This is a genomic window from Paraburkholderia sp. WS6 (assembly GCF_030464835.1).
Classification (GTDB): Bacteria; Pseudomonadota; Gammaproteobacteria; order Burkholderiales; family Burkholderiaceae; genus Paraburkholderia; species Paraburkholderia madseniana.
In genome coordinates this window covers 1-15581 of the sequence record NZ_JALQCK010000069.1, presented here as the reverse complement: position 1 = coordinate 15581, position 15581 = coordinate 1, and the positions used below count along the sequence as shown (strand labels likewise).

At 59.8% G+C, this 15581-nt stretch carries 17 protein-coding genes; 2 read left to right on the top strand and 15 right to left on the bottom strand.

From position 1 onward, the window contains the following. Positions 1–132 precede the first annotated feature (132 nt). The 5 genes from M0D64_RS42540 to M0D64_RS42520 all read right to left on the bottom strand — a co-directional run bounded on the left by M0D64_RS42540 (position 133) and on the right by M0D64_RS42520 (position 2541). A complete protein-coding gene (locus M0D64_RS42540) occupies positions 133–327 on the bottom strand; it encodes a hypothetical protein (protein ID WP_266240769.1) in 195 nt (64 codons plus the stop codon). Positions 328–483: 156 nt separating this feature from the next. After that, complete coding sequence (locus tag M0D64_RS42535) at positions 484–843, bottom strand: hypothetical protein (RefSeq protein WP_266240770.1); 360 nt, start codon at positions 841–843, stop codon at positions 484–486. A 24-nt stretch (positions 844–867) separates the two neighbouring features. Next, positions 868–1143, bottom strand: a complete 276-nt coding sequence (locus tag M0D64_RS42530; protein ID WP_266240771.1) for a hypothetical protein — start codon at positions 1141–1143, stop codon at positions 868–870. 410 nt (positions 1144–1553) lie between these two features. Next, positions 1554–1877 (bottom strand): hypothetical protein, encoded by a 324-nt coding sequence (locus M0D64_RS42525; RefSeq protein ID WP_266240772.1) that lies wholly within the window; start codon positions 1875–1877, stop codon positions 1554–1556. A 469-nt stretch (positions 1878–2346) separates the two neighbouring features. Next, complete coding sequence (locus M0D64_RS42520; RefSeq protein ID WP_266240774.1) at positions 2347–2541, bottom strand: hypothetical protein; 195 nt, start codon at positions 2539–2541, stop codon at positions 2347–2349. A 300-nt stretch (positions 2542–2841) separates the two neighbouring features. Here M0D64_RS42520 and M0D64_RS42515 point away from each other — a divergent pair, with 300 nt between their 5' ends. Beyond that, complete coding sequence (locus M0D64_RS42515) at positions 2842–3144, top strand: hypothetical protein (RefSeq protein WP_266240775.1); 303 nt, start codon at positions 2842–2844, stop codon at positions 3142–3144. Between the two features lie 221 nt (positions 3145–3365). On the opposite strand, the gene M0D64_RS42510 is transcribed toward M0D64_RS42515, so the two are convergent. From M0D64_RS42510 to M0D64_RS42465, 10 genes are all read right to left on the bottom strand, one after another. After that, positions 3366–4403 (bottom strand): hypothetical protein, encoded by a 1038-nt coding sequence (locus M0D64_RS42510; RefSeq protein WP_266240776.1) that lies wholly within the window; start codon positions 4401–4403, stop codon positions 3366–3368. Positions 4404–4978: 575 nt separating this feature from the next. After that, complete coding sequence (locus M0D64_RS42505) at positions 4979–5626, bottom strand: HNH endonuclease (protein ID WP_266240777.1); 648 nt, start codon at positions 5624–5626, stop codon at positions 4979–4981. Between the two features lie 67 nt (positions 5627–5693). After that, positions 5694–6059 carry a hypothetical protein gene (locus M0D64_RS42500; protein ID WP_266240778.1) on the bottom strand — a complete coding sequence of 122 codons (366 nt, stop codon included), beginning with the start codon at positions 6057–6059 and terminating at the stop codon, positions 5694–5696. A gap of 75 nt (positions 6060–6134) precedes the next feature. Then, positions 6135–6596: an RES family NAD+ phosphorylase gene (locus tag M0D64_RS42495; RefSeq protein WP_266240779.1), complete on the bottom strand. Its 462-nt coding sequence runs from the start codon at positions 6594–6596 to the stop codon at positions 6135–6137. Continuing rightward, the gene (locus M0D64_RS42490) at positions 6596–7024 is read right to left on the bottom strand and encodes an antitoxin Xre/MbcA/ParS toxin-binding domain-containing protein (protein ID WP_266240780.1); all 429 of its coding nucleotides are present in this window, start codon (positions 7022–7024) and stop codon (positions 6596–6598) included. Before M0D64_RS42490 ends, M0D64_RS42495 begins: the two co-directional genes overlap by 1 nt. Positions 7025–7529: 505 nt before the next feature. Continuing rightward, positions 7530–7817: a PAAR domain-containing protein gene (locus tag M0D64_RS42485; protein ID WP_116117628.1), complete on the bottom strand. Its 288-nt coding sequence runs from the start codon at positions 7815–7817 to the stop codon at positions 7530–7532. A 9-nt stretch (positions 7818–7826) separates the two neighbouring features. Next, entirely contained in the window at positions 7827–8867 is a 1041-nt protein-coding gene (locus M0D64_RS42480; RefSeq protein ID WP_266240856.1) for a T6SS immunity protein Tli4 family protein, read from the bottom strand. Between the two features lie 11 nt (positions 8868–8878). Continuing rightward, complete coding sequence (locus M0D64_RS42475; RefSeq protein WP_266240781.1) at positions 8879–10816, bottom strand: alpha/beta hydrolase; 1938 nt, start codon at positions 10814–10816, stop codon at positions 8879–8881. A 10-nt stretch (positions 10817–10826) separates the two neighbouring features. Next, entirely contained in the window at positions 10827–13517 is a 2691-nt protein-coding gene (locus tag M0D64_RS42470; RefSeq protein WP_266240782.1) for a type VI secretion system Vgr family protein, read from the bottom strand. Positions 13518–14433: 916 nt separating this feature from the next. Continuing rightward, a complete protein-coding gene (locus M0D64_RS42465) occupies positions 14434–14766 on the bottom strand; it encodes a hypothetical protein (protein WP_266240783.1) in 333 nt (110 codons plus the stop codon). A gap of 322 nt (positions 14767–15088) precedes the next feature. Here M0D64_RS42465 and imuA point away from each other — a divergent pair. Continuing rightward, the coding region (gene imuA, locus M0D64_RS42460; protein ID WP_266262042.1) for a translesion DNA synthesis-associated protein ImuA at positions 15089–15581 on the top strand (493 nt) is incomplete at its 3' end.

Sequence of the window (15581 nt, the reverse complement as noted above, 5' to 3'; positions counted from 1 at the left end):
ATGATCGCAGTCGCGATTGCTAAAACCACGCTAATTGCGCCCACACGAGCCCAAAACTTCGATTTACGAGAGAGCATGATTTTCTTTGGTTTCCTGTTTGGCCCGCGCGACCCGCGCGAGCTCTTTTCCGTTTCAGATGTTGTTTTCGCACGATCCAGCGGGCGGAACGGGCGTCGCCAGTGTGCCAACGAGCTTGTAACCAGGGTGCGAGGCCAAAGCGGACGCGATGTAGGTATCGACAGCGACCTTTTCGGTCGGCGCTTCCACAATCACGTGATACAACTGTTCCTCGGTCGATCCATCTTTCCGCAGAATGCCGGATACCATGAACCGCGCCGGTTGATGCACCTTCCACCCGATTTGAGTGCCGCGTTCGCCAGGTGCCGCGTGTGCGCTAACGGATACACTCGTCCCGACAACAGCGGCCAAGAAAAGTGTTTTCAACTTGCTCATGTCCGTCTGCCTTTTCCTATTCGTGGCCTTCTACTTCTGATCGACCTCGATACGCTGATTGGGCTCGGCCCTTAATGCCGGGCGCTTAAGCATTGGGTCTCCGGCCTGAAGGCAATAGAACTCGATTTCGGCCTCGCCACAGCCGCCATGCAGCGCACATTCGCTCGATTGCTCATGTTGGAGCAGTATTTCTCTGCCTTGCGTAGAGCAGTATGCGGTGGCTTCCTGCAGCGCTTGCCCCTTCGCCGACGCCGGTCCGCCGAGTGGCACCCGCGTCGAGATAGTGTAAGTGTCCGGGCCAATTTTGATCGGGCCGGTGTCGGTGCAAGCAGCTAGCGCCAAAGCTATGCTGCACAGCCCGATTGTCTTTGTAGCCACGTTCTTCCGCATGTGGTTTTCTTTTCCTTTGCAATGCTACGGTCCATCGTTACCGCGACCGCGATCGTACTCCGAGATGCCAGAAAGCAGATAGCCGACAATTCCGCCGATCAACGTACCGAGTGTCGCCCCATCAAGAATCTTTTCGAGCGCGAGAATTAGAATCACCGGTATCAGCATCACTACAGCAGTCAACTGAATCACACGCGCACCGATTGACTTCTTCCCGACGAAACGATGCGCCATCACGGCACCGAATCCTAGTGGAATCGTGGCCGCGGCGATCAATTCTATGTAGCCTCTAAGGTCCATTGTTTTCCTTGTCGCGCGGCAACCGCCGCTTTTCCAATACGTTCGTGACGCTATACCCGAGTCTTGTCCGAAAGGAAACCACCCCTAACCCAACGAAAGGCGACCGTCGACACGATGGTGATCGTCCACCCCAATACAACTGGTCCGATGGTCAGCGCAGCGACACGACCAACGTCCAGTGAACAAGAAGAGATTCGTACTTCGGGAGTAGCACTGCATACCGCCAGCAGATTTCGTACTTGCCACCACCCAGGCACGGCATCCTCCCACCCGGCATGTTGATGGGCCAATGTGAAGTACTGAAAAGCCGCGAAGACCGCGACAGCGAGAACCCACGAAAGCGAACAAACAATCCCGAGACGCGTCCATCCTCGACCGAGCAAGAGAATTTTCATTGCTTTTCCGTTGCGTTATGCAGTGCGTTTGCTGCGGCCTGACCTAACGGCGACCGCAAACGCCATGACGCCCGAGACAATCGCGACCAGCAAGTCTGTTCCAAAGTCGCGCAGCGGCTCGCTGAGAACGACGGTGCGATAGGCGACCAGTCCGACAGCAGAGACGCCAGCGATAGCCGCGCTGACCCGTGGATAGCCCATGAAATAGGCCATTGCGACAACCGCAAAAACTACAAAAGTAAAAGTCATCATCGTTTGCTCCCGTGCTTTCTTGTTTTGAATGAAACCGCTTTTCCGATATTGAAATATACGGGCAGTATGGTACGCGCTGCGTACCATGTCAAACCTTACTTTTGCCTTTTTGTTGGTACTTCAAGAAGCCGAACAACAGCCGCTCGCGCCAAGTCAGGAAGCGGCCGAAAGTCTTTTGACGTGTCTGGCATTCGGTACGTTTTCAGCGCGCGCGGATTGATGCCGGATGCCGTTGCAAGCTCATCCCACGTCATCCCGAGTTGATCCTTCGCCGCCTTCAAGAAATCCTGCTGATTGGAGTTCAACATTGCCTTTAAGTTTGATACGCGCTGCGTACCATGATAGCGCACACACGACCTGCTTCCATATAACGGCTTTCCGCTTCTAACCTTGAGCGGCCATCTCATGCGACCGCCGTGTAATGACTGCGTTTTAGCAGCCTGTTACGAGGAGGTTTACGGACCAGAGCGGCAAAACCGCTCTGAGAGGCGCGTCAACGCTGGCTTCCTCGGGAAACGGGCGGGCGGGGTGCGGCTATTTCGGGCCCGCCCGGTCATCAGGGCTGCACGCCGAACACGAATGCCCAGCCGGCGTGCAGCACGCCCGCGCCGTGCGCGATACAGAGGTCCAGGCAGAGCCTGCCCAGCATCCCGCACGCAACCGCGGCGGCCACGTACAGGACGGCGTTGCGCCGGTAGACGGCGAGAGCCAGCAGTACAGAGGTGGTGACGATGTAGAGGAGATAGAGCATGGTCAGATTCCAGTGTGTCCCCGCACCGCGTGCGGACCAGACCAGTCGTATAGGCAAACGCCGCGACGCGGGTGACTCCGGCCCAGGCGCGCCGGGTGACGGTCACGGAATCCGGCACAGTGCATGCCACCCGCCAGTATCGACAGGTGAAACGGAGCGGAAAAACCGCACCCTGCACGTCGAAAGAGTCAGAATACGGGGCAAGTCGGGCTGGAGCCCCAGCGCGGCCACCTGGCCAGCGCGCCGGCCCCGGCATGGCACGAACGATGCGCCCGACTACCTGCACCCAGGAGAAACCGCATGGAACGGACCTTCGAGCAGACCGTATCCGATCTGCGCATGCTGCTGCGCGATCAGCCACCCTCAACGACGGCCGACGTGGCGGATGGGGCGGTCCTGTATCTCGCCGGCAACGAGTTACGCGGCGTTTTCCTGAACGCCGATGAACCTGACGGACTCGATCAGCCGTTTGCCGTCGACCAGTGGTTCGTCGGTCAGCTCGAGGAAAATCTGGAGGACTGGTTTCATCAGCCCCGTTTCACGCTTCGGCCGTCGCTGCAGACGTGGGCGCTCGATGCACCGCCAGCTGAACCAGCCGACTGAGGGTCGGCGCCCGGTTTTTGCGTCACGGGAAAGAGGCGGACGCGGGTGCGACACTCGTGCCGGCGCGGAGCAGCGATGACCAGCCAGGTGGTTGCGAACGCAATCGCGAAGTACAGGCCGCCTGCTGCCGAGACCCCTAACCGCGTGCCGGCCGCGCGAAACGCACCGATAGGCTCACCCCCGGTCGTGTGGTGGTCAATCAGACAGTACGAAGGCGCCGATCAGGCTGCGTGCGGTTCCTGCCGCGTTGCTTCGGCCAGCTGCTTGCGCAGTGTCATCGCCTTAGCCTGTGAGCAACGAAAGAGCTTCCGGATCTCGGCAACCGTCCCGCGATTGCGACCCGCTGCAAATTCTTCTGCTAGCCGCGCGAGATCGGCGCTTACGGTTCTGGCTACGAGCATCGTTACATTCTGGTCACGGGTTTGCGGCAGAAGGCTGTCATTGTTACGTGCTGCTACCGTCGCGTGACTGGCAGTATCGCCGGCATGACTCGGCAAACCCGCCTTATTCGGCGCAACAATCTGGCCACTACTGTCGCGACCTGCACCGTTACCCTTCGCTACTATGGCGTTACTAGCTGTCGCTACCGGCTGATTGCTGCTCTGGTTTTCCTGAAGTGCGAGTAGCCAGCTCAGGCAGGCGACAAACTCCAGCATGGCTCCGAACGCCATCGCGACCGCGACGTCGACTTTGTCCGGCGAGGTGCCGAGCAGTTGCGCAACGCGCGCGGTCACCGGATCGGTCAGCGCTTCCGTACGTGACAACGCCAGGCGGTCCCGGGCCGCATTCAGCCGATCGGCCGATTGCTCAAGACGCCGGGCTTCACCGAATGCGACGTTCAGCGAATCGAGACGGCTCGACAGCAGCACTCGCCGCAACGACAGCGCGTTGCAGCGATCGACACATTTCTGCGCCCTGGCCGTGGCCAGCTCTGCTATAGCCTTCGCACGTTCAGCCGCGATCGACGCGGGGTTAGCGCCGGACCCGGTGGTAGCCATGGCGGGCGGAGTCGGCGCGTCGATTCTTGCTGCCCGGATCTCGCCCGCGTGGTGCTGCGCTGAAATGAAGAACGTCGCGTGACCGTACCCGGTTGCGAGCATCGCACAGAGCCACAGCAATAGCGTCGGGATGCGCAGCGCAACCGAGACGGATCTGGCCAGAGCTGGCAGCAGATGAGCGCTCAGAAGAAGAACCATTCCAATACCCACCCAGACCAGGCGTTCGGCAAGCTGTCCGCCACGCTCCCAGGCTGAAATCATCGAAACGCAGGCAGACGTGGCCGTCGCCGTTAATGCCAGTCCCGTCGCCCACCACCGCAGCGATGAGGCCGCGCGCTGTGCGGTCGACGGACAACCGATCGAATCGCCATGTAGAGCCGCGGGATGTACCCGATCTGACGCGATACTGGCCGGAACGAGGCACAGGGCAGGAGACGGAAAAAGGGAGTGGGGAAACCTGGTTGAATTTGGGTGCACGGTGCGGCCTCTTGTGTGAGCGTTACCCGGCTTCTCATCGCCAAACGAGGTGAGCGGGCGCATGGCAGGGTTGGCGAACCGGTCACACAAGCAGCCGGCAGACCGTGAGGTCTCCCTACCAGGGCCCGCCCATAGAAAGCGGCGCGCAGAGGCAATACGCACAAAAAAAAGCCGCATGCGCGGCCGTGCGCTTGTATGAATCGGGTCGCCAAACCCGGCACCCTTTGTTTGGGGTGCCTTGTTAGTATATCGCAGCAGCGGTGTTCACTGAAACCCCTGCAATCGATGTTGAAGCACGCGGGGGGTATGCCACGAGATATCAGGACTCCGTCAGATATTACATACGAAAAGCTGACCTCTCAGGCTGGATCCGCGTGGTCATTACTGACTCCCCACAGCCCATAAAGAAACCGACACAGACGAGCTGCTATCGACAGCGTGGGGCCCGAGGTGGGCTCGTCTCTCACTCGCACTCGCGCTCCTGTGCGAACGCTCAATCCTTCGGCGAGCATGCTTCCCGCGGCGTGATCCAGAATCTTGGTGCGTGTGGCTGTCGACAGATCAGGAAATTTTTCAAGCAGCCAACGGGCATCCAGTCTCCAACTGATCGCACTGAGCTGTTTCCAGGCTTCCATTGACTCGCCGATATGGGCATCCGTTTCCAGCCGCCCCCATCCGTTCACCCGCATCAGCGTCGCGCGCGCGGCCGCAGCGCGGCCCCTGACCCGCGCAAACCCGAAATGGGTTGCCTCGTGACAATCCGGACACAGGGCGATTGTACCGAGCAGTGTTTGCAGGCCAGAGTGCCTGTCGAAATGCCACCTTTCATGACATTCGACCGGATGTTTGGGCCCACGGCCCCCGCATTTCTGGCACCGATAGTTCGCGGCGCGATACGCGGCCGTCTTTACCATCTTCCATTCGTCCGGAGTCAACTCCGAGCGAAGGTTTGAGAACCATGCGCTTGCTGGTATGAGTTCGACGAACAGTTCACGGGCTTCGCGCATCACTTAATTTCCGTTAGTTTCCCGATGCCCTATTCCGCACGCGCTCTCGTGCGTGGCCCCAGCTCCTCTACTTCGCAGCCACTGGCAAAGCCTTCCCGGATGTCAGGCGGCCGAGCTTCGTTAGCCGCGAGTCAATTGCTCCCCGTGTTCGGCCGTGTATCTCGGCGAGCGCGTTCGGCTTCACCCCTGCGTCAAACGCCTCGAGCAACCGCTTATCCTCTTCCGGAGGCCACGACTTCCCGGCTTGTGCTGGCAGCTTGCGTTCGGATGCCGCTGCGCGCGATGCTGCGGGGAACTGCTCAAGTGCGACGATTAGCGCGCGGATCACCTTCGGCTCGTTGAACGGGCTCTCAGTGGCGAGGATTTCTCCGGTCACCGGCGAGATACCCTTGGCCAACATGCTGAGAATTTCCCTGGCTTCTTCGCGTTCCATAGTCGAGTCCTGCTTCTGTTTTCTGTGTAGTCGAGCGCTAACTTTTTGCCCTGCTCGCGGTCCCTCGGCCTAGGGCTATCCTGGACTCTTGAAGAGTCGTTCGTCCCACACCACGGGACGAGCCTCACCCACGGCGATGCGCGCAGCCTGCGGATGCGCAGGATTGACTAGCACGTTCCATTCTTCCCGCGCGACGACCGATGGCACAAGCAGGATAGCGCTGCGTGCTTCTGCGATCCAGCGATCACCAAAGTCTCGTGCCAGATCGATATTCGGCCCGTCCCATCCTGCCGGCAGGACGGCCTCCAGTGCTCGCTCTACCGGAATTTCGTCCGGAACGTCTGCTGCGACAACGACGTGCGTACGTGGCACCTTGCCGATCCGCGCGTGGACGAGCACCTCAAGCATTGCCCCGGCGAACGTGGTTGCCCCGTAGATCACAGCGCGGCCGGGGCTGTTGAACCGGCCACCGACCAGCATGGCGCCGGTGCCGTTCCAGATGGGATGGCGACGGTCTGCGATTCGGTAAATCCGCATTACGCAGGAATCCCGTAGAACAGCTTCCAGAGCAGTTCTTCGACTCGCCGCGCACCCAATTCCGTCATCGACACGTCGAGCGGTGTACGGCCGTCCAGCAGCGGATGCGGGGCGTTCAGGAATTCGCGGGCGTCAGCCTCCGAATCCCACACGTATTCCGCGGTGGCGAAGATGCGTGCAAGCCGCTCTGCCTTCTCGGATTCATCCGGGCTCAGCAGTTCGCGCCGGCGCTTGAAAGTGGCTTCCGGGACGATGCGAAAAAGCAGGCTGCGACGCTCGTCAGACGTTCGGGTGACATGCTCGACACTGGCGCGCAACGCCGACTTCGGGAGCCCACCCCGGACTCGGTCATCCAGCTCCGCAAACGATGTCGGCAATGGCGTCAACGCCATGACTGACGCAATTCTGGCGGGTGAAACGATAACCATGGAATGCTCCGAAAGGTATCAATCGATGCCTAACTATACACCACTTGATACCGCAGCGAAACAACCAGAAGGCTAAAAGCGCGCATCCCCCAACCGTGAAGATCAGCCCGCCACGTGACAGGGTTGCGACACGAGGTCAACCGATCAGTCCCGGTTCCGGTATAGGCTGCAGGGGGTACGGGGGCGACATGCGTCGGGGAAATGGCGCTGCGACGACGTCCGGTTCCATAATCGAATTCCGGGGGTCTCGCGCGCAATCAACACACCGGAGGGGCATTACAGGTAAACATCGCACAACCCGACACGCTGGCCACCAGTAGCAGCACCGCAACCCGAATCACTTTCGTGGCCATCAGTCAGCACGTCGGAATGCATTTTAGCGACGCGCAACCCGCCATAGTTGCCACGATCGCCAGCAGCAGCATCAGACTGAATATTCGCTTCCTCATCACATCACCCTCCTTGGTATTCGTTATCGGCTCGCTGCGTCAGCGTGCAGCGGCGCCTACACGTCAACGTAAGACGTCGTTTGCGACGGCACAAGACGCGGATGCGGTGTGCACAGACAGACACACAGATCGTCGCTCAGAGCCGCCTGCCGGCCGTCCGGTCCTGTCGTTGAAATGCGCGCGCCCTCGCACTTGATCAACCCAACGGTCTTGCAGACCGGGCACAGGACGGGATCAGTTTCGTAGGCCTGCTCGCGCCCGCCGAGCAGGTCGTTACCGTCACCACCCTGCACGATGCCACCCACCGTCGTTTTGTCGCCTTTCACAATGTCGTAACGCCGCATCGTGCGCTCCTACACTGCACCCGGTCGCTGCCGCAGGCTATTCAGCAGGGCGTCCCATACCTGCAGCGCTCCCGCCTCATCGACCGGCGACGTTGCCTGATCAGGCGGCAGGTCGCTCCGTGAAGACGTGCCAAGCAGCAGTTCAACCGAGGTATGCGGTTGCGCAAGCGTGGCAGGATTGCCCGGTGCCAGCAGATAGAAACGGTAGACCGTAATCGGGCCGTCCTGAAGCGCAAACAGGACCTCTTCGGCGTCCATGCCGGCCACCACGCGCTTGCCCTTGCGCACGATGCGATAGCTGCCAGGCATTCGATCGAGTTGTGCGCGAAGCTCGGACAGATTCTTGGTGAGCGGTTGACCTTGATCCTGCTCGACCGCATCTCGCATCTTGATCAGGAGCAGCGCAGGTCGGCCCGGCATCAGCGCAAACGACTGGCTGACTTCTTCCGTGTAGGTCGACGATCCGGTGACGATCCCGCCGTCGAAGCAAAACCCGGACTCCGTCGGCACTGTCCAGTTGTCTCGCGCCTTGATGCGCCTGTAGGTGTCGCTGTAGATATTCTCCGAGTTGCCAAGAGCAGACGCTCCCATGAGGCCGGCGGTATGAAAGAGTGTGTGGTCCGCAAAGAGGTAGCCATCCGTTCTGAAAGGCATCTCGACTTTCGCCACGCCTTCCTGGTAGATAAAAAACCGCGAATCGTTGACCGGAGAAAATGCCTTCTCGAGCCAGGCCTTCCCGGTTTTCTCATCCAGGTTGACGGGGTTATAGCGTTGCTTCGTACGCAACTCGTTCTCCCGGGCCTCGACTTGGGTGCGATAGACATCAAGTGAGACATTGTGAGTTGTTTCGAGTTTGTCTCCCCTGTACGCATAATGTTGATTCGAAATCTCGCTCGACGCGGGCCGGTCGAATACGAGGCGGCCGATGCACCACGGGCGCACTTTGGACAGCAGCGGATTGTTCATCGTTGGTTCCACGGAAAGCGCAAGAGAGCAGGCGCAAAGACCTGCCAGCAGAATGAGGGAGCGAAAGAGGCGAACCATTAACATGTTCCCGGCACCTAGATGTCGTTGACGATCTGGACCACACTGTAAAGTATCGCCCAGTGAGTCCATGGGTGCGCGTAGCTGGTCATGTGCTGGTATCCGCCCTGCACGAACGCCATCTGAACTCCTTTGGCCGGATCGCCAGGCACCTCAGGCTTCAACCCGCGCGCCTGCGCATCGGCCGACCACACCGGCACCGTACCGTCGCCACGGATGATTCCCGTCTTGGTTGCCACCTGTGACCAGTCAGTCTTGGCATTCACGTCCGGCAACGTATTTGTCTTCTGGACGCTGAACGTGACACTCAGATTGCGTTGTTCCAGAAGCACGCGGATTTCGCCCTTGCCCGAGTCGTGCAGCAACTTTGCGGCCTGAAGTTCAGGCGCCTGCACGTCCGAAGGCACATCTCCAGTCCAGATTGCGTTACCCCACGTCAACAGATTCTTCGTCGGGTCTCCTTTTTCGATGCCAGGCTTGCTCGTGTCGTTGGCCTCTGTCGTCGTGCCCGACTGTGGTGACCTGAAGTCGAGGCCACCCTCGCCGTAGGCTACATATGTCTTGCCATGGTAATGATTCTTCAAATGGCTCTGGTTTTTTACAACGGTCTCCATAGTCGATCGATAGTAATCCGATAGGCTTGTCTGAAGCCCGCCTGCATTGAGCCGCGTCTTGACGATCCCAGCCGGATCGAGCTGTTTGTCGGGCGGCTGCAAACCGTACCACTTGGAATTCACATACAAATCGTTATACGGATCGCCGTGCTCCGGGAACTGCATGACCACCTGTCCGTCGGGCCGCGCAAAAATCCACCACGGCGCGCCATTGTGATAATCCGGCATCGGCGTCAGCTCCATCGGTCCCGGCGCGTTCGCCATCACCGCCATGAACTCGTCCGCATCGCGCCCCAGCAGACTGCCATTGATGAAACCATTCATACCGCCTTCGGGACTGCCGCCTGTCTTGAAACGCTTTGCGGCCAGAGGAGCACCGGTGGCCGGTTGACATCCATGAAATACGCCGTGCGCAAGACCTTCGAGCTCATGGTTTAACACCGCGAAGCGGGCCACCAGTCCACCCATCGAGTGCGTCAGAATAATGGCCTTGCCCGTATCGTTTTCCTTGCAGATCTCGGTGACGCCCATCAGCCGTGTCGTCTTCTTTGTCTGCGGATCGGGGACGTCCAGACCATTCACCACATCACGCCCCGAAAGGTCGTTCGACTGCAGCCAGTTGTATCCAATCGCATAGACGCGATAGCGAAACTTGGCGAATTTCTTGAATTCCGCGGAGTCCGGTGCGATCACCTGGCCTTTTCCTGCTGCAGCAATGGCGCCGTAGGTTTTCGGATCGGTGCCTAGCACGGGATGGAGTGCCCATTTCTCGCCCTCGGGATCGGGGTCGATCCACGCGCCTTCTGGCTTGCCGAGCAGCATCGGGTTGTTCAACTGTTGCTCGAGCCAAAGCAGGACAGGTTGATAGCCGGTCCTATAGACCGAACCCCAGCCGCGGCGTCGCGCCTCCTTCTCGGTAATCGGGTCTTTCTCCCCAAGGTCGACGATCGGACCGAGCGGCGTCACCATGACACTCTCGGGATCGAAAAGTGTTTCGCGCGACGACGCGCTGCGAAACCATCCAGCGATGAGTGAACACAACGCGCCGAGTGATGCACCTATCGTGTCTGTATTTGGTGCGGACCATGCCGCGTCGCCACTGTCCTTGGCGGCCAGTGGCGAGCCCATCACGCCCGGTATGAAAATGACGGGAATGATGGGGCGCAGATCGTGCAAGGTCTCCTTGGCGCGGGTGTCGTCGGCCGGCGTCAAGGGCGCCTGGGCGGAAGAGTGGCCGTCCTCATCGGTCTGCGACGCGAGGCGGACGACTTCCTGTTCGGCATCGTCGTCGCCGGACGTCTGGCCCTGCGTACCCGAATTGTCGGGCTGATTTTCGCTCATGGATTCTCGCTTATGCTTTGCTCGTGCCAGGCCGCAGCGCCCGGATCACCACGGTTTCGATATCGTTGCTTTTCTGCTCGACCGTATGGCCCAGCTCGTCCGTGACTCCGCTCAGGCGTGTGCCATCCCCACGCACGATCTCGTAAGGGTGGTTCTTGAGCGGGTCGCCGGTGATCCGGTCGCGCAAGAGATACTTATCGTTGAACGCCGGCTTCTCGAGGCTATTCATATGCTCCGCCACCGAACTCGGGCCCTGCCGGCTGAACGACGCCGACTTGATCGTGCGTGCACCGCGCGTGCCGTCCTCAATTCCTTCGGGGGTAATACGGATGTATGAGCCCCCGCACTTGAGCATCAACTCGGTCTTCGCGTCGATCTCGATGCTGCCGTTATTGCTCTTGAGCGTCAGGCCGAGTTCGGAGAGTAATCGCAGCTGATCTGTGAGCGCCTGGATGTCGATCGCACCTTTCCCGGCGATCAGTTTCATACCGGCACTTTGGACGAACACGCTGATTTTTTCTGCGACGCTCGCAACCAGCGATTTGCCCACGGCCCAGTACGTGTCCTTGCCGCTGACGAAATTCAGATGCTCGTCCGCTACCATCTGCGCCGACGCGTGCGTGGTAAAGCCCATGCTCTCTGGACTCGATGCGAGCATGACAGGTTTGGCAAAGGCATTGGCGTTTCCTGTCCCACCGCCTGCCGTATTACCGCCTTTGGCCACGCCCGCCTTGCTGTGCTGAGTCGCCTTCGCAAACTGTGAAAGCGCTTCGCGGCCAGGCTTCATATCCTCGGCCTTGGCGGTCGAACTTGCGGAGGACAACGACTCGACCAGCAGATCCGCACGCGCCAGGATCTCGCGCGGCGCGGTGGTATCGAGCGGCTGACCGTCGGCGCTGATTTGATGTGTGCTGAAATACAGTCCCTCGCCCGCATGGACGGCACCTGCATTGTCGGTGCGCAGGGTGAACCCGCTGCCGGTGTACGCGCCGCGTGAATTACCGTCCTGGACGATCTGGTAGCCGAGATGGAGACCGCTCATGCCGTGGCTGCTCATGATCCGCATGCGAGGCTGCCCCGTGGAATCATCCATGACGTGCTGGTTATAGCCGCCGCCACCGCCGTACTCCCGGGACTGATAGCCGGAAAGCAGGCCGTTCGAATGCCACTGCGGTTTCGCCGCGCCGTTGTACACGCGATGAAGCGCAATCGGGCGGTCGATGTCATTGCCGATGTGACCGATCAGGAGTTCTTCGCCCGCGCGCGGCATGTGGACGCCACCACATCCATCGCCGGTATCGGACTGCGCGACGCGCACCCAGCACGATGCACGCTCGTCGCCTTCGCTTTGCCGGTCCCAGATGAAGAGCACCTTCACCCGGTTCAGTTCATCGGTGTAGCATTCCTCGCCCTTCGGGCCCGCAACGATCGCCGATTCCAGCTTCGCTTCGGGCTTGCGATGATCGAACGGGCTGCGATAGGGCACCTTCGTACGCTGCGCTTCGATGGTGACCCGATAGAACCCCGTGGAGCCGTCCGCTTGCTTCACGGAGAACACCTGGCCAGGATCGTCGGCGCGGGCCTGTGCGATCTGATTGTTCAGGCTGTGCGGGTAATTCGCGTCGTGCCCGGAGAGCGGAAGATTGTTCTCGATGGCCCACTCAACCTCGATGGTTGCGAATTCGCGCTGGTCCGCGGCGTCCTGATCGTGCTCCGGATGGCCGGTCAGCGTGAAGCGACGGCCCGCGTCCATCGCGCGCAGGCTGCCCACGCCGTGAAAGCGCTTGGCCTGCGACTCCCATTCCTCCATGCGAATCTTCGACAGGTGATCACCACGTTCCTGTTCCGGATACGTATAGCCGCCGGTGTATTCATAGACTTCTGTTTGCGAGGGCAACGCTCCCTGATTCTCCATCGTGGGAACCGACGTCCCTTTCGGATTGGAGGGCGTCGAAGGACTCTTATAGTCGAAAGTACGCGTCGACAGCATCACGGATTGCAGTGTCCGTGTGCCTGACCACTGGGTGAGTGCGTCGGCCTCATTGCTCACGCCTGCACGATAAAACGTGACCATTGCGGGCGAGAGCGGTTCGAGCGTTTCGAGGCGGTCAGTGATGACCAGTGTGTGCGATTTGCCGTCGGCTGCCTGCTGCCAGATTCCAAACAGGCCTTCAGACTCCAGGAGCCTGTGCACGAAGTTCCAGTCGGTCTCGTCCTGCCTGCAATATGAGCGCGTCGGCAGCGGCTTCGACAGCGCGAAACGGTACATTCCCTTGGCCTGCGGGTGCTGGTTGAACACGTCCGAGATGACCTCGTCCACTGCCTTGTCCTGCCAGTGTCGCTGGTCGCGGCGGAACTTCAGGAAGTGCATCCACGAGGAAAAGCCCAACTGGTAGCTTGCAAGATTTCCGTCTGCTCCCAGCCGGCGAGCGGTGTGCACATAGCCGTGATGTGGCAGATAAGACCCATCAGTCTGTTGGATCCAGAGGGTAACGGCTTGGGAGATCAGCGTTTTGAGCTGCACGTCGCCCGAGGTAGATACGCAGTCGAGCAGCAAGAAATAATCGCGGCCGATCCGCGAGCGCCCGGTGACACGGTGGGGCAACAATACGTTGTTGCCAGCCGGAGTATCCAGTTTTAAAAGACGGCCCTGCTGCGACAGTCCGCCCGTTATTGCCCCGATTATGTCCTGCGTGCTCATACCGCCTCTCGATTATTTCTGTTTTCTCGCGCGATTTTACGTATGACGATACGGCCAAAGCAATCAGATAATTGTCAGGAATTGAAAACGGAAATTGAATTAATGCGGAATGGATATAAAAGTGAATACCGGATCGCAAAAGCATTCGCTGAGCCTCGCATGCATTGGCGGCAAGTCGTCGCGGTGGGCGGCGGCTTCGATCGAGGATGACGACGCGCGCGCACGGCGTGGTCGATGCAACGACCGCAAGGGCGCTGCCACGATCCGTGCTGCACGAGGCGGTGATGCTCCGGTGCCCTCACGAGCGACGGAGTTTGCACTAGACGCGAATGACGCGGCATGGAAGCGTGTTGCCACCACACGAGTGACGACGCGTAAAAAAAAGCCGGCGCGTCCGAAAGGGAGCGTCGGCTGAGTGTCCTGGCAAAATCTCGAGGTAGAGGCCAGAACCTGAAAGGCTTGCAGGATAACCCAGTCTGCCCCCGGGGTGATTCGCCGAACTGACACGAAAGTACGCCACTTTTCTACGGATTGGGGTGCCATCATGGAGTTGTTTCTCTCGTGCAGCACACACGCGCTGTGGATACCGGACGCCCCTCTTTGTCTACGCCTCGTTGTTGACTTCGCTCACGCGCGTTCGGGGGTTTTCATTACCCCGGCGGAGCGCCGGGAATATTTCAGTTTCCGCGGTGTGTGCTGCTCCGTCCCGGGACCCTCTTTCTGGAAAAGCGCCTTAAGTTCAAGTCTGGACCTATCAGGATATGGTCCAGACACGACACCTCATTTGTAGTTTTTTCTGGCCGTTGACTGGGAGCAGCACCTCGGCCGTGCGGGAGGTGAGCTTTCTGTCAAGCCCGGACTAAAAAAGGACCACCTTGCGATGGTCCTTCCGGTTTTGTGGAGCCGCCGGACAACCTTAATCCGCCGGAGTTACGGCCCGGTCCTGTACCCAATAGTCGACCGGCTGACCGGCCACGTTCAGATGCGCGGCATCGTCAAAAAAACCATCGCCGTCGACCTTGCAAGCGACAGTTCCAGCCGGGATAGGGCGAGCGGTCTGGCGAGAAAGAGCGTTGGAGCGTGAATCGGCCGAGTCGAAGCTGATGTCCTTGAACGCCTGACGCGTGAGGCCGCCAAGCGTGTCGTACTTGACCACCACCTTGGATTCACCATGGCCACATTGCAAGGCCGCCGATGCAGAAGTCAAGCTGAATGCAGCGAGGATGGGAAGGAGGAATTGCAGTTTCATGCGTATTACCCGTAATTAAGGTTGATGTGCCGCTGGCGCGGCGCCTGGACCAATCGCTTCCGGTCCTGCAATTAGATAGCTAGTGAATTTATTCACCGTCGCCTCACTTCCTTGTGTCGGCGGACACAGTGGCCCATGCAGCGGTCCGGGGATCGGACCACGGGGGCATCCTGCGTCCCCTCAACGGTCTCCTTGGAGTGAATCGTCGCGGGCACGCAGTTCCCTTCTTGAAAAGGGCCGCATCACGGTCGCCTGCCGACCCGCACCTTCACCCAGTTATCGCCTACAATGCCTGTATATCCATACAGTATCTGAGGGCACGATGACGGCGATTTGTCAGAACGTAGAGTCGATTCATCCTGGCTTGTGGCGCGGCTCGCAATTGGCTGCTGGCCACACGCGAGTCGTCCCATGCGGCGACGTCGCTTTGGCAAATGAACTGCCTGGCGGCGGATGGCCACGTGGAGCACTGACCGATTTATTGGTCCAGCAACCGGGTTGCGGCGAAGTCCGGCTACTCAAGCCAGCTCTTGACGCGGTCGCCGGCCGCCCGGTGATGCTCATTCAGCCTCCACACCGGCTGCAGCCGTCCGCGCTCGCCTGGTGGGGCGTCTCAGCCGAGCATATGGCCGTAGTGCGCACGAAGCAAACCGCCGACGCCCTGTGGGCTGCGGAGCAAGTGCTGCGGGCGGGGACTTGCTCGGCGTTAATTTTCTGGCAGAGCCACGTTCGGCCGGAATCACTGCGACGGCTCCATCTTGGGGTCGGCTCAGAATTCGGAAAAAATCGTACGCTAAGCTGCTTGCAGGGGGCGT

Bases quoted from the DNA above. Each gene is read 5' to 3' on its own strand.
- M0D64_RS42540 (WP_266240769.1), bottom strand. From the start codon at position 327: ATGGTATCCGGCATTCTGCGGAAAGATGGATCGACCGAGGAACAGTTG.
- M0D64_RS42535 (WP_266240770.1), bottom strand. From the start codon at position 843: ATGCGGAAGAACGTGGCTACAAAGACAATCGGGCTGTGCAGCATAGCT.
- M0D64_RS42530 (WP_266240771.1), bottom strand. From the start codon at position 1,143: ATGGACCTTAGAGGCTACATAGAATTGATCGCCGCGGCCACGATTCCA.
- M0D64_RS42525 (WP_266240772.1), bottom strand. From the start codon at position 1,877: ATGGTACGCAGCGCGTACCATACTGCCCGTATATTTCAATATCGGAAA.
- M0D64_RS42520 (WP_266240774.1), bottom strand. From the start codon at position 2,541: ATGCTCTATCTCCTCTACATCGTCACCACCTCTGTACTGCTGGCTCTC.
- M0D64_RS42515 (WP_266240775.1), top strand. From the start codon at position 2,842: ATGGAACGGACCTTCGAGCAGACCGTATCCGATCTGCGCATGCTGCTG.
- M0D64_RS42510 (WP_266240776.1), bottom strand. From the start codon at position 4,403: ATGATTTCAGCCTGGGAGCGTGGCGGACAGCTTGCCGAACGCCTGGTC.
- M0D64_RS42505 (WP_266240777.1), bottom strand. From the start codon at position 5,626: ATGCGCGAAGCCCGTGAACTGTTCGTCGAACTCATACCAGCAAGCGCA.
- M0D64_RS42500 (WP_266240778.1), bottom strand. From the start codon at position 6,059: ATGGAACGCGAAGAAGCCAGGGAAATTCTCAGCATGTTGGCCAAGGGT.
- M0D64_RS42495 (WP_266240779.1), bottom strand. From the start codon at position 6,596: ATGCGGATTTACCGAATCGCAGACCGTCGCCATCCCATCTGGAACGGC.
- M0D64_RS42490 (WP_266240780.1), bottom strand. From the start codon at position 7,024: ATGGTTATCGTTTCACCCGCCAGAATTGCGTCAGTCATGGCGTTGACG.
- M0D64_RS42485 (WP_116117628.1), bottom strand. From the start codon at position 7,817: ATGCGGCGTTACGACATTGTGAAAGGCGACAAAACGACGGTGGGTGGC.
- M0D64_RS42480 (WP_266240856.1), bottom strand. From the start codon at position 8,867: ATGTTAATGGTTCGCCTCTTTCGCTCCCTCATTCTGCTGGCAGGTCTT.
- M0D64_RS42475 (WP_266240781.1), bottom strand. From the start codon at position 10,816: ATGAGCGAAAATCAGCCCGACAATTCGGGTACGCAGGGCCAGACGTCC.
- M0D64_RS42470 (WP_266240782.1), bottom strand. From the start codon at position 13,517: ATGAGCACGCAGGACATAATCGGGGCAATAACGGGCGGACTGTCGCAG.
- M0D64_RS42465 (WP_266240783.1), bottom strand. From the start codon at position 14,766: ATGAAACTGCAATTCCTCCTTCCCATCCTCGCTGCATTCAGCTTGACT.